The sequence below is a fragment of the Rhabdobacter roseus genome (genome assembly GCF_014202275.1).
GTDB lineage: Bacteria > Bacteroidota > Bacteroidia > Cytophagales > Spirosomataceae > Rhabdobacter > Rhabdobacter roseus.
This window is the reverse complement of record NZ_JACHGF010000002.1, coordinates 421603-434551: the sequence shown is the minus strand read 5'-3', so window position 1 is coordinate 434551 and position 12949 is coordinate 421603. Positions and strand designations below refer to the sequence as shown.

Annotated in this window: 12 protein-coding genes; all 12 read left to right on the top strand. The window is 42.9% G+C overall.

All coding sequences use genetic code 11. From position 1 onward, the window contains the following. Window positions 1-77: 77 nt before the first annotated feature. The 12 genes from HNQ92_RS06880 to HNQ92_RS06825 all read left to right on the top strand — a co-directional run bounded on the left by HNQ92_RS06880 (window position 78) and on the right by HNQ92_RS06825 (window position 12879). Complete coding sequence (locus HNQ92_RS06880; protein WP_184172521.1) at window positions 78-1214, top strand: DegT/DnrJ/EryC1/StrS family aminotransferase; 1137 nt, start codon at window positions 78-80, stop codon at window positions 1212-1214. Continuing rightward, a complete protein-coding gene (locus HNQ92_RS06875; RefSeq protein WP_184172519.1) occupies window positions 1214-1795 on the top strand; it encodes an acyltransferase in 582 nt (193 codons plus the stop codon). The genes HNQ92_RS06880 and HNQ92_RS06875 overlap by 1 nt, the downstream gene beginning before the upstream one ends. A gap of 299 nt (window positions 1796-2094) precedes the next feature. Then, complete coding sequence (locus HNQ92_RS06870) at window positions 2095-2979, top strand: tetratricopeptide repeat protein (protein ID WP_184172517.1); 885 nt, start codon at window positions 2095-2097, stop codon at window positions 2977-2979. A gap of 199 nt (window positions 2980-3178) precedes the next feature. Continuing rightward, a complete protein-coding gene (locus HNQ92_RS06865; protein ID WP_184172515.1) occupies window positions 3179-4183 on the top strand; it encodes a Gfo/Idh/MocA family oxidoreductase in 1005 nt (334 codons plus the stop codon). 335 nt (window positions 4184-4518) lie between these two features. Beyond that, entirely contained in the window at window positions 4519-5526 is a 1008-nt protein-coding gene (locus tag HNQ92_RS06860; RefSeq protein WP_281380726.1) for an SDR family oxidoreductase, read from the top strand. A 34-nt stretch (window positions 5527-5560) separates the two neighbouring features. After that, the gene (locus HNQ92_RS06855; protein WP_184172511.1) at window positions 5561-6412 is read left to right on the top strand and encodes an ABC transporter permease; all 852 of its coding nucleotides are present in this window, start codon (window positions 5561-5563) and stop codon (window positions 6410-6412) included. 18 nt (window positions 6413-6430) lie between these two features. Next, window positions 6431-7681: an ABC transporter ATP-binding protein gene (locus tag HNQ92_RS28620; RefSeq protein WP_246439731.1), complete on the top strand. Its 1251-nt coding sequence runs from the start codon at window positions 6431-6433 to the stop codon at window positions 7679-7681. 42 nt (window positions 7682-7723) lie between these two features. Then, window positions 7724-8716 carry an O-fucosyltransferase family protein gene (locus tag HNQ92_RS06845; protein ID WP_184172509.1) on the top strand — a complete coding sequence of 331 codons (993 nt, stop codon included), beginning with the start codon at window positions 7724-7726 and terminating at the stop codon, window positions 8714-8716. Window positions 8717-8866: 150 nt separating this feature from the next. Further along, window positions 8867-9676, top strand: coding sequence for a glycosyltransferase family 2 protein (locus HNQ92_RS06840; protein WP_184172507.1), 810 nt, complete (start codon window positions 8867-8869; stop codon window positions 9674-9676). A gap of 9 nt (window positions 9677-9685) precedes the next feature. Beyond that, a complete protein-coding gene (locus HNQ92_RS06835; RefSeq protein ID WP_184172505.1) occupies window positions 9686-10615 on the top strand; it encodes a hypothetical protein in 930 nt (309 codons plus the stop codon). A 4-nt stretch (window positions 10616-10619) separates the two neighbouring features. Then, a complete protein-coding gene (locus tag HNQ92_RS06830) occupies window positions 10620-11870 on the top strand; it encodes a glycosyltransferase (protein WP_184172503.1) in 1251 nt (416 codons plus the stop codon). A gap of 52 nt (window positions 11871-11922) precedes the next feature. Further along, complete coding sequence (locus tag HNQ92_RS06825; RefSeq protein WP_184172501.1) at window positions 11923-12879, top strand: NAD-dependent epimerase/dehydratase family protein; 957 nt, start codon at window positions 11923-11925, stop codon at window positions 12877-12879. The last annotated feature ends 70 nt before the right edge of the window (window positions 12880-12949 follow it).

Genomic DNA, 12949 nt, shown 5'->3' with positions numbered 1-12949 from the left:
CACACCTACTATACACACACTTATTTTTAAGTAAATTGGAAAAGGTTCACATACCTGATGGGGCCGTATCAACGACCATGGAGGCCATTGAAATGGTAGATCTTAAAAAACAATATCAAAAGATCAAACCTGCGGTGGACAAGGCCCTACAGGAATGCATTGATGCCGCCTCTTTTATTCGTGGACCGCAGGTGACTACCTTCGAGAATCAGTTAGCCAGCTATCTAGGCGTCAAAAATGTGATTTCCTGTGCCAACGGGACCGATGCCCTCCAGTTAGCCATGATGGCGCTGGATGTAAAGGCCGGCGATGAGGTCATCGTCCCCGCCTTTACCTACGTGGCAGCGGTCGAAGTAATTGCTTTGCTTGGGCTTAGCCCGGTTATCGTTGACGTGGATCCCCGGACGTTTATGCTCAACCGGGCTTTGGTAGAAGAGGCCCTCAGCCCCCGGACCCGGCTCGTGGTTCCGGTCCATCTGTTTGGTCAATGTGCTGACATGCAGGGAATTTTGGACTTGTGCCGGGCGTATTCAATTTCCGTTCTTGAGGATACCGCGCAGGCCATCGGGGCTTGGTATACCTTCAGCCAGGGCGAAAAAGCAGCGGCAGGCACCATGGGTAATTTGGGTACTACCTCCTTTTTTCCCTCCAAGAACCTGGGGTGCTTTGGGGATGGAGGCGCTGTATACACCCATGATGACCGGCTGGCAGCGCGGGTAAAGATGATGGCCAATCACGGACAAGCCCGAAAGTATTTTCACGAAACCGTAGGAATCAATTCCCGGCTGGACACGCTACAGGCTGCTATCCTACTCGAAAAGCTCAAAAAGCTAGATGAATACCAGCGGGCGCGCCAGGAGGTAGCGGCTCGATACGATCAGGCCTTCGGACCCATTGAGGAATTAGAAATACCCTACCGTTCGCCTGCTTCTACCCACGTATTTAACCAATATACCCTGAAAGTGCCGCTGGGGCAGCGGGAGGGGTTGCGGGAATTCCTAAGCCGAAAAAAGATTCCAAGTATGATCTATTATCCCCAACCCCTGCACCGACAGCCGGCCTACCGAAGTATAGGAAGGGTCGTAGGCGACCTGGCCGTGACTGAAGATTTATGCCAGCGCGTCATCTCACTGCCCATGCATACAGAGCTATCAAATGTCCAAATTGAGTACATCTGCGAATCGATCCTTGATTATTTTAGAAAGCTCAAATAATGGAAACGATTTTTATTCACCCTACGGCGATAGTAGACGAAGGTTGTACCATTGGTTCAGGAACTAAAATTTGGCACTTTTCCCATATTATGCCCCACTGTATATTGGGGGAGCGCTGTAACATTGGCCAAAATGTGGTAGTATCCCCCGGCGTGGTACTGGGAAATAACGTGAAAGTACAAAACAACGTATCCATCTATACAGGAGTTACCTGCGCGGATGATGTTTTTCTGGGCCCCTCGGTCGTTTTTACGAACATTAGTAATCCCCGATCGGCGATTAACCGTCGGGGAAAGTACGAAAAAACCCAGGTCGGTAGAGGCGCAAGTATCGGGGCCAATGCCACCATTGTATGTGGAAACAATATTGGGTCTTACGCCCTTGTTGGGGCGGGTACGGTGGTTACCAAGTCAATTCCTCCTTACGCTCTAGTTGTGGGAAATCCCGGTAGGCAAATGGGTTGGGTAGGGGAGTATGGCCACCGCTTGTTTTTTGACGACCAGGGCTTAGCTATTTGCCCGGAGAGTGGAGAAAAGTATGAGCTAAAGGACGGTGAGATCTGGAAGGTTATGAGTGAATAAGGCAAACCACCATATAGCTTTCTGTACTCTCGAAGCAAATGACGAAATTTTATCGCTTATCGGGCTTTATAGCCTGATTCACGGATCTATAAATAGCCCAATTATAATAAATAATTAAGTTAGTAAGGACTACAGTGTAAATATTGATATTTCTAAGCAGAACACCCGTCCGGCGCCCGCTCCCATAGTTCCTACTACTACGGTATGTCTACCGATGCGGGATAAGATTTATAACACCACCCCTATTTCAATAACATTAAATAGCAACAATAATAACTGCATTATATGCCCTTAAGCCCATGAAAAAACTCTGCATCATTCTTTGTCTATTCTCTCCAATACCCTCATGGTCGCAAGTGCTCAAGACTCTCAGTCTTGAGCAAGTTCTATTAAAAGCAACGGATAAAATTTATAATTATGAATTTATTGAGGCTGAAAAATATATTCATCATGTAAATAGTAAATATCCTCAACACCCGGCAGTGCCATTCCTTAAAGCCATGCAAACCTATTGGCAATACATGCCTCTTAAAAAAAACCCATACGCATCTACGCAGTATGTGAACTATATGAACCAAGTTATTCTTTTATCGAAAAAAATGCTGGACCGCAATGAAAATGATTCGGAAGGTATTTTTTTTTCATTGGCAGCCCACAGCTATTTAGCCATGAAGTACTATTACGATCGAAAGACGACAGAAGCAATCGGAGAAGCGAAAAATGCGTATAGCTATCTAAATAAAGGAACTAAAATTCTTGAGATAAAACCAGAGTTCTATTTTTCAACCGGTATGTATAATTACTGTATAGAAAAATATAAAATGGAATATCCCTTATCAAAACCATTATTGTATTTTTTTGAAAGTGGGGATATGGTGCTGGGTATTAGGCAGATGGAAGTAGCAATACGTCAGGGAAATTTCACTAGGACAGAAACCGCTCTTTATTTAGGTCAAATTTATTTAAACCGTGAGAATCAGCCTGCACAAGCTGTCTCCTGCTTCAAACCGCTTGCTGACAAATATCCTCAAAACCCACTTTTTACGCTTAGGTGCGCACAAGCATTAGTACAAGCCGGTCGTTATGACGATGCATTACCCTACGCAAATCGCTTACATAATTTCCCTCAAAAATTTCTTGACAAGCCACTCAATGCTTTAGACAGAAGGTTGAAGGGGAAATGAGCTAAATCAAGAATTTTCTGTTTGAAGATAGCCCAAGACCTCGATTTAAGCAATGATAGATTTACTAGTTACTGTTTGGACTATTTCATTAAGAATATTAGAATGTTAGATACCTTAATAGGTGTAATTCTTGCCTTAAGAAAGGTATTGTTTAATAGGCAATGCTCCCCTTAATATCCCAATCAATCTTGTTCATACGATGAAAAACTTTGCCCTTCTGGGAGCGGCTGGTTATATTGCCCCCAAGCACCTGAAAGCTATAAAGGAAACAGGTCATAATTTGTTGGCCGCTTTGGATAAGTTCGACAGTGTAGGCATTATGGACAGCTACTTTCCCAATTCCGATTTCTTTGTGGAATTCGAGCGGTTTGATCGCCACCTTGAAAAGCTTAAGCGGGAAAAAGGAATTAATCTGGATTTTGTTAGCATTTGCACCCCTAACTACCTCCACGATTCTCACATCCGGATGGCCCTTCGGCGGGGAGCAGATGCCATTTGCGAGAAACCCTTGGTGCTAAATCCCTGGAATTTGGATGCTCTATCCGACATCGAACGCGAAACGCGTAATCGCATCTATACCATTCTACAGCTCCGCTTGCATCCGAGTATCATTGCCTTAAAAGAAAAGATACAGAACGCCCCCCCCGAAAAAATGTACGATGTCGATCTTACTTACCTTACTTCCAGGGGGCATTGGTATTACACTTCATGGAAGGGGGATGTCAGTAAATCGGGCGGTATTGCCTCTAATATCGGAGTCCATTTTTATGACATGCTCTCCTGGGTATTTGGTGAAGTGAAAGAAAACATTGTGCACCTTCATACCTATGATCGCGCAGCAGGCTATCTGGTTTTTGAAAAAGCGCGCGTGCGCTGGTTCCTTTCCATCAATCACGATACCTTGCCTGAGGGTATTAAAATGAAAGGCCAAAGTACCTTCCGCTCCATTACCATGGATGGTGAAGCAATTGAATTCAGTAATGGGTTTACCGACTTGCATACATCCAGTTATCAGCACATCCTGCTGGGCGAAGGCTTTGGGGTAGAGGAGGCGCGCCAGTCGATTGAAATTGTACACCATATACGGAATGCGGCTATAGCGCCCTTGCTGGGCGACTACCATCCTATGGTGAAGCTACCAGTAGGTAAACACCCCTTTGAGGGTACTTTGCCCTTGGAAATGGTAGTGGCCAATGATTTTTGAAAGCACGGGTATTTGGTCTTGTACTTTATTAATTCAAGGCCAAAAATGATTATTTTAACGTGAATAAGTTCGTGAAGATTTCCCGAAACGGCGGCTCCGCCCGGTAGAAAAAGGCGAGGGAAAAGGGCACATAGTAAAGCACGTAATAGTAAAATAGTTCTACAAGTCGGACCCGTACATCCATTCACACCATTTATTATCAATATATGCTTATCAGTATTAATAATCATTATTTATGGCAACTGACTGGGAATCAGTTGCTTTTTTTTGCTTTGCTGCCCGCATTATTAGCTTAAATGAATAAAAAGAATATTTCTAGTAAGAAAACAGAGCAAATGATTCATACTAAACGAATTTTGGTTACAGGCGGAGCAGGTTTCATTGGGTCCAACCTATGCGAAGCACTTTTGGCTTCCCATAATGAAGTTCGGTGTCTAGATAATTTCTCAACGGGGAAAAGGGAAAATGTAGCACATCACCTTGCTAATCCGGCTTTTCAACTGCTGGAAGGAGACATTAGATCATTGGCTGACTGTCAGAGCGCCGTGGACGGAGTTGATTATGTATTGCATCAGGCCGCGTTGGGGTCGGTTCCCCGGTCTATCGCGGATCCTATCGCCACGAATGCCGTCAATATATCCGGTTTTCTGAATATGCTCGTTGCGGCCAAAGACGCAGGAGTAAAACGCTTTGTCTATGCCTGCAGCTCTTCTACCTACGGAGATTCCACTTCCATGCCGAAGGTCGAAGATAAAATCGGCAAGCCCCTGTCACCCTACGCGGTTACCAAGTACGTTAATGAGCTCTACGCGGATGTGTTTTATAAAACCTACGGTCTCGAATCCATTGGACTCCGTTATTTCAACGTATTTGGCCGCCGTCAGGACCCCAACGGAGCCTACGCGGCGGTGATTCCGAAGTTTGTGATGCAATTGATGCGGCATGAGTCGCCGGTGATCAACGGAGACGGGGAATATTCGCGGGATTTTACGTACATCGAAAATGTAATTCAGGCCAATATACTGGCACTGAGTACCCAAAATACAAATGCCCTGAATACCATCTATAATGTAGCCTACGGGGGACGAGCCACACTGAATGAGCTGGTCGACTGTCTGAAAAAGTACCTGGCTGTATTTGATGAGCAAGTGGCCGACATAGCTATTACGTACGGTCCGGCACGGGCAGGAGATATTCCCCATTCTTTTGCTTCTATTGATAAGGCGGTCAAACACCTGGGGTACGCGCCACAGTACAGTCTGGATGAAGGCCTTAAACAAGCCGTTGACTGGTATTGGAAAAACCTGGCCCTATTGCCCGTTGAGGATCGGGTAGTGGCGTAGCTTATAGTACCTCAGTAAACACGTAAACACAGGAATGAGTACACAATCAACGGAATACGCTAATTCTATACTACCCAAAGATAGCCTGTTTGACCTGCGGCTGCAGGAAATCTGGCGTTATCGTGATCTGCTAATGCTTTTTGTACGGAGAGACTTTGTAGCCAAGTACAAACAGACGGTACTGGGCCCTCTTTGGTTTTTAATTCAGCCTATGTTCCAGACTGCCGTGCTGGCGATTGTATTTGGGGGTATGGCCAAACTTTCAACCGATGGCGTGCCCCCCATCCTTTTTTATCTGGCAGGGGTAACAGCCTGGAACTACTTCGCCAATTGCCTTAAAACAACCTCCACAACTTTTACCGCCAACGCAACACTCTTTGGGAAAGTCTACTTTCCCAGGGCGGTAACTCCTTTATCCATAATCATCAGTAACCTTATTCAGTTTGGTATCGGGCTTTTTCTGTTTCTGTTTATCTATGCCTATTATGCGCTAACCGGGTATGATCTGAAACCTACCAGTGCCCTCCTGCTTTTGCCATTATTGATCGTACTAATGGGCTTTATGGGATTAGGACTCGGAATGCTGGTTTCCGCCATGACAGTAAAGTACCGCGATTTACAGTACCTCGTAGACTTTGGTGTACAGTTGCTCATGTACGCTACACCAGTCATATTACCCCTGTCTGCGGTACCCGATAAGTACAAACCAATAATGCTGGCTAACCCCATGAGCGGCATTATCGAAACATTCAAGTATGGATTTTTTGGGACAGGTACGCTTTCCTGGGAACTACTGGCTTATTCTACCCTATTTACCCTGCTGGCCTTTCTTATAGGCCTGGTGGTATTTAATAAAACAGAGAAAAATTTTATGGATACCGTATAGCGGATATTCAATGGAAATATGAAACCAATTATTAAAGTACAAAACCTCTCCAAACAGTATCGATTAGGTACAATCGGAACCGGCACCCTTCGAAATGATTTTAAACGCTGGATGTATGAGATCCGGGGAAAGGAGGATCCTTTTCTTAAAATTGGTGAAGCCAATGACCGAAGCATCAAAGGATCCAGCGAATACGTATGGGCACTTAGAGACATTAACTTTGAGGTAATGGCCGGTGAAGTACTGGGAGTAATTGGAAAAAACGGCGCAGGAAAATCTACTCTACTTAAGATACTATCTAAGGTTACGGGTCCAACAAATGGGCGCATTGACTACGATGGTCGCATCGGCAGCCTGCTGGAAGTAGGTACTGGTTTTCATCCGGAGCTTACCGGCCGGGAAAATATTTTTCTGAATGGAGCTATTCTTGGTATGACCAAGGCAGAGATCCGTTCCAAACTTGACGAAATAATAGATTTTTCTGGCTGCGAACGCTACATCGACACGCCGGTTAAGCGGTATTCTTCCGGTATGACAGTCCGGCTGGGCTTTGCTGTAGCGGCCCACCTCGAACCTGAAATCCTAGTGGTTGACGAAGTACTGGCGGTAGGTGACGCCGAGTTTCAAAAGAAAGCCATTGGGAAGATGCAAGACGTAAGCCGGAACGACGGACGAACTGTACTTTTTGTAAGCCACAATATGTCGGCTATTGAGAGTTTATGCAGCAGAGTACTCGTATTAAAGAATGGAACAACGTATTTTACAGGTTCCGTGCAGGATGGACTTAAAAAATACCTGGCCGCTGATGAATTACCAGTTAACGGCCTGATCATCGACGCCCAGACTTATTCCCATCCCCACATAAGGATTAATAGCATAGCTGTAAACGGCAGTGCCGGAAACCAGCTCCTGCTCGCTGATAACTTTCTTCAGGTAGACGTCAGCGGTGAGATTCAGGTATCCGAGCAAATAGCTCTAGAGGTACGTTTTTTCGACAAACACGAGCGACAGGTGGCCTTTTATAGTCCCGGTCACTACTACGGTACCACCCGCCTTTACGAAAAGGGGGCTTTTCAAATGAGGGAAACTATAACCTTGCCCGAAGGACTGACGTCAGGGGAGTTCTACCTGACATTTGATTTTGCACTCCCCAACATTCAAATTTGGGCTAGTTACCCTAAAGCTTTACAAATCAATACAAAAGGAATTATTTCAAAAACCGGAAGAGAGTTCGTATACGAAACTGAAGGGTTAATCTTTCTTAAGTAGATGGTAAATGCTTGCCCCCCCCGGCCTACAGGTCGTAGTTCAATGGATTCAGATTTGAAAAAAGAATACAAGCTGCTTAACAATTCATACGCCAAAAGCCTGTCATATGGAGTTGGACTCCACGCTGGTTTCTTTTCTGAAATTAATCTTTTGATTCTGGCCGTGTTATACTGTCTGCAGAACCGGATTAGGTTTGTACTGCATTCCAGTAGTGCCAACTTTCGCTTTGTACATGGGTGGGAAGATTATTTTGAGCCTTTCTGCCTAGAAACCAAAGGACAGGTACTAGACCGGATTGACAGAAGGGAAAAAATAAATTACGATTTTAGTATTACTAAGCCCAGAAGGCTGTACAGATTAGCAAAATATGAGCTTACGCTTTATCTGCTTAAAAAGAAGCTAGGCGTCGATTTTATTACTTTTGACCTATTAGACGAAATTCTAAATCGTAAATTGGAGCACGTCCAATTCAATATACCTGAATTAGGTATAGACGGTGATTTGCAGGATGCTTGCCGGATAGTTGCTAGAATGGTTTGGAAACTTAATAGCGGTACCCAACAAATCGTTGATAAATACACCGGAAGCTTATATCTGCCGGAAAAATACCTTGGATTTCAGATTCGGCGAGGTGATAAGCATCAGGAAATTGATTTTAAGAACACTGGTATCTACCTTCGAAAAGCCGCCGAAAATTCGGATTTAAGAGATGCCTTTGTTCTAACTGACGATTTTACTGTCATAGAAGAAATTAGAAACAAATATTCAAGTTGGACTATACATACATTGTGCCAACCGAAAGAACGAGGATACGCGCATACCGATTTTTTTTCCAAAAATCGGACAGAAATTTACAATGATACTGTAAAACTTATCGCTAACATTGAGGTGCTGAAAAATTCAGAACTTTTTATTGGTACTTTCAGTGCGAACCCCAGTATGTTTCTGGGCATGTATATGGGTCATGGAAAAGCGATAAGCGTAGATGTACCCTGGCAGGTCTGGTATGGTAAAGAAGTTGAGAATATAAAATAAACTATACTTTAATGATATAGAGGTTTAATGTTACTGATTGTAATTATTAATGTTAATGATTGTAATTATAGGTTTCAAAAATTATGTAAAATTTAAAAGTCTTACTAAGCAACTATTAGGTCCTTTTGCTTAAAAAAGAATAGAAATTCCTTGAAAAAAATCTCCATCATTACCATCAATTGGAACAATGCCGAAGGGCTGCGGCAAACTATCGGAAGTGTCATCCCTCAACTCACTGACGAATGCGAGTACCTGGTCGTAGATGGGCAGTCCCTGGATGGAAGCCTTGATATAATAAAGGAGTACCAGACTGGGTTAAGTAATTGGATTTCCGAACCAAAGACAGGAATCTATGCCGATATGAACAAAGGTATAAGGATGGCTGAGGGTGAGTATTTCCTGTTCCTTAACTCAGGAGACAGGTTAACAGAGAACAGCCTCTGTAAAGCCCTGACTGAATGTACCGGCGAAGATATCATCTATTTCAATACCTGCCTGAGCTACTTAAATACACGCTTTGAGGAAGTAAAGTACTCTCCCGAATTATCCATGAAAAGTTTTTACAAAAGAACAATCGGACACCAATCCACGCTCATCAGGCAAAGTTTGTTCGAAAAGTATGGACTATATAACGAAGAAAACCGCATCCACTCCGATTATGAATTCTGGATCAAAGCCATCATCGTTGGAAACTGTACTACCCGGTACGTGAACTGGCCGCTTTGTTATTATGATATGAGTGGCCGGAGTTCAAAACCCACAGAAAGCTCACAGCGTGAAATAGATTCGATACTTAGCAGATATTTGCCCGATCGTGTGATCGTTGATTATGAATATTGGAAGCAACGGGAGAGAGATATGGTGATCATGGAATGGTACAGAAGCCGTAAAACGATGTACGGTATATTAGTACTTGTGTACAAGCTGATTAAAAAAATTAGGAAAGTGTTGTTTAATTAGTTGTCCTAGATGTTTGAAACACCCGTATTACTCATTATATTTAATCGTCCTCATACGGCACAGAGAACCCTTGATGAGATCAGAAAAGTTAAACCAAAGCAACTGTTCATAGCAGCCGATGGCCCACGGCCCGACCGCCCCGATGACGTGCAGAATTGTGCGGATACCCGGGCGGTCATTAACCAGATCGACTGGCCCTGTGAGGTAAAAACGTATTTTCGGCAGGAGAACCGGGGCTGTGGCTACGGCCCCGCTGAGGCTATTACCTGGTTTTTCAAACACGTTGAGCAGGGAATAATACTGGAAGATGATTGTTTGCCCGACCCCAGTTTTTTTGGATATTGTGCCGAAGTACTCAATACCTATAAGCACGATCCCCGGGTCGCCATTGTGAGTGGTACAAACCCAGTACTTATATGGAGAGACAAAAGCCGATCGTACCTATTTTCAGTTTTGCCTAATACCTGGGGTTGGGCTACTTGGCGGCGGGCTTGGGATAAGTTTGACTACCAGGCTAGCGGGTGGCATACCAGCGAAGGAAAAGAAAGAGTAAGGAAGGCACTTAACAATGATTTGTACTTCTACCATTTTGCTCGTGAGTTTGACGACTATTTTGTAGAGGTCAGACAAGATGTTTGGGATTTTCAATGGTATTTTTGTTGCTTGTACCATGGTAGCTACGGCATCATTCCCGCCCGCAATCTTATCTCCAATATAGGTTTTGATGAAAACGCCACGCATACCTTCAACGTGCGAGATTCCAAGGCCAATATGCCTACTTTCAATTTAAATCTACCCTTACGGCACAAATCCTTCGGGATTGATCGGTTCTTTGACCGTTATCTATTCGAACGAACACTAAATCGACGAAAAAGATCATTCCTGAAAAAAGCTACTTTAAAAACAATTAAAATCTTACAGTCTAGTAGACTACTTTAAAAGAATGAATAGCCAAGTTATTTTGAATTTGTCAGCAATGGATTATGGCGGTGCTGGTAAGTTCGCTGTAAATTTTAATAATATGTTACTTGATATGGGATATGAATCCTCCCTTATTGTCAAGGATGTACGTACTCAAGACCCCAAAATAATTAGATACCCTTCAAAAAAGACTGAAAAAACGTGGGCCAAAATTTCACGTCGCGTTGTTAAAAGGGAATGGTCCAAGGTAGATTTAGACATAAATCGATATTATTACGGTATTTACGAACAATTTTCGACGGTATCAGCCAAAACAATTCTCGCGTTAATGCCTAACAAGCCTGATGTTATATTTATTCACTGGGTAAATAGTTTTATCAATACTAAATTAGTAAATGAACTTCACCAGCTTACCGGAGCACTTATCGTTTGGCTCATGTTGGATAATGCTCCTATAACCGGGGGATGCCATTTTCCATGGGATTGCAAAAATTTTGCAATCACCTGCGATGCTTGTCCTGCTATCCTCAATCCTGATAAAAAGTGGAAGGCCCGTGAGAATCTCGCCTTTAAAAAAAAATATATTACTCCTAAGGCGACTATATGTGTATTCTCACAGAATGATTACGAGCGGGCTGAGGCTTCAGTATTGTTCAGGGATAAAAGAATTGTCAAATTACCGGGATACTTTGTAGATGAGAAGAAATTCTGCCCTGGAGATAAAAAATCAGCCAAATCAGAATTTTCTATTCCTTCGGAAAACCGCGTGTTGTTTTTTGGAGCAACTTCACTGGAAGACAAACGCAAAGGGATGCACCTGTTTCTTGAAGCGTTAGCGTTAGTCAATCAGGAAAAAATTACGCTACTTGTTGCAGGCTCAACTATTCTGCCATTGAACTTTCCGAATATGAAGCTGGTAGGTAATCTTAATGAAGAGCTACTTATCAAAGCCTACCAAGCGGCTGATATGTTTATTTGCCCCACGCTGGAGGACTCAGGGCCCACCATGACCAATCAGGCTATAATGTGCGGTACACCAGTAGTTGCCTTTGAAACTGGTTTGGGTAGGGATCTTGTGCATACTGGGAAAACGGGTTATCGAGCTATTTATGGCGATGCGCGTGATTTGGCCAGAGGTATTGAATTTATGATGAGCCTTAGCCCTGAAGAAGCCATAATTATAGCTCAAAATTGCCGTAACCTGGCTTTAGAATTATATGGTGGAGTAGAGGTTTACAAGAAAGAGCTTGCCTCTTTAATTGATAATTGTTGAAATGAATTTTGAAACATATTGCGCTAGTTGTTCAAAAATATAAAGAATTTCTATGCAAAATATTTTACTTATTGGCGGTACTGGTTTTATAGGAACAAACTTCGTTAAACATCTCTGTGAGGAAGGCTACTTAGATGAATTTCATTTGGTAATTGTGAGTCGTCATGCTCCCCTATTTGTAATTCAGCACCCAGAATTAGAGTACATAGATGGCGACTATAGGGATACAGCTTTGCTTGATTCACTTTTTAGGGAGCATAAATTTTCAAAAGTATTCCATCTGGCAAGTTCTACTGTTCCTGTCATTTCCAATCAAACTATATTTGATGACATCAATAACGATTTAGGTTCTACTATTATCTTGCTGGAAACGATGCGAAACTACAAATGTACTTTTATTATGTATGTTTCTTCGGCTGGAGCCTTGTATGGTAACGCTCCGTTATCTCTTGCTAAGAAAGAATCAGAAGTATGCGACCCGATCAGTTCCTACGGTATTTTAAAATGGAGCATTGAGCAATACATCAAGCTGTTTCACAGGCATCATGGTATTGAATATCTAATCCCCAGACTTTCAAATGTTTACGGCGATTACCATCGGTCAGATGTGCAGGGGTTAATTAATATAGCCATCCGTAAAGCAATCCATCAGGAAACGCTGGAAGTGTGGGGAGATGGGCATCAGGAAAAAGATTATCTTTACGTAAAAGATGCCGTAAAAATCATGCACAAACTTCTGATTCATGGCCACAAAAATATAACTCTTAATATTGGTAGCGGTCAAAGTGTTTCAATTAATGTGATAATTACCCTAATTAAGGAGATTGAAAAAGAGTTTGAAATTAGATATATAGAAACAGTAACTAGTGATGTACAGAATATTTTTTTAGATACCAATTTACTAAGATCCCTGATTACGAATCTTCAGCTAACAGGGCTTCGAGAAGGAATCCGAAAAACATACAAGTGGGAAAAATGTATAATTGAAGAAAAGTCCTGGAATGATTGAAATGAAGTGGTCGTTGATATTATTGCTTATTACAAATTTTTGAAAATATCAAACTGCCTCACTTAAGTGC

Excerpts from the sequence above, each read along its gene's own strand:
- HNQ92_RS06865 (WP_184172515.1), top strand. The coding sequence starts at position 3,179 with ATGAAAAACTTTGCCCTTCTGGGAGCGGCTGGTTATATTGCCCCCAAG.
- HNQ92_RS06875 (WP_184172519.1), top strand. The coding sequence starts at position 1,214 with ATGGAAACGATTTTTATTCACCCTACGGCGATAGTAGACGAAGGTTGT.
- HNQ92_RS06830 (WP_184172503.1), top strand. The coding sequence starts at position 10,620 with ATGAATAGCCAAGTTATTTTGAATTTGTCAGCAATGGATTATGGCGGT.
- HNQ92_RS28620 (WP_246439731.1), top strand. The coding sequence starts at position 6,431 with ATGAAACCAATTATTAAAGTACAAAACCTCTCCAAACAGTATCGATTA.
- HNQ92_RS06835 (WP_184172505.1), top strand. The coding sequence starts at position 9,686 with ATGTTTGAAACACCCGTATTACTCATTATATTTAATCGTCCTCATACG.
- HNQ92_RS06870 (WP_184172517.1), top strand. The coding sequence starts at position 2,095 with ATGAAAAAACTCTGCATCATTCTTTGTCTATTCTCTCCAATACCCTCA.
- HNQ92_RS06855 (WP_184172511.1), top strand. The coding sequence starts at position 5,561 with ATGAGTACACAATCAACGGAATACGCTAATTCTATACTACCCAAAGAT.
- HNQ92_RS06880 (WP_184172521.1), top strand. The coding sequence starts at position 78 with ATGGAGGCCATTGAAATGGTAGATCTTAAAAAACAATATCAAAAGATC.
- HNQ92_RS06860 (WP_281380726.1), top strand. The coding sequence starts at position 4,519 with ATGATTCATACTAAACGAATTTTGGTTACAGGCGGAGCAGGTTTCATT.
- HNQ92_RS06845 (WP_184172509.1), top strand. The coding sequence starts at position 7,724 with ATGGATTCAGATTTGAAAAAAGAATACAAGCTGCTTAACAATTCATAC.
- HNQ92_RS06825 (WP_184172501.1), top strand. The coding sequence starts at position 11,923 with ATGCAAAATATTTTACTTATTGGCGGTACTGGTTTTATAGGAACAAAC.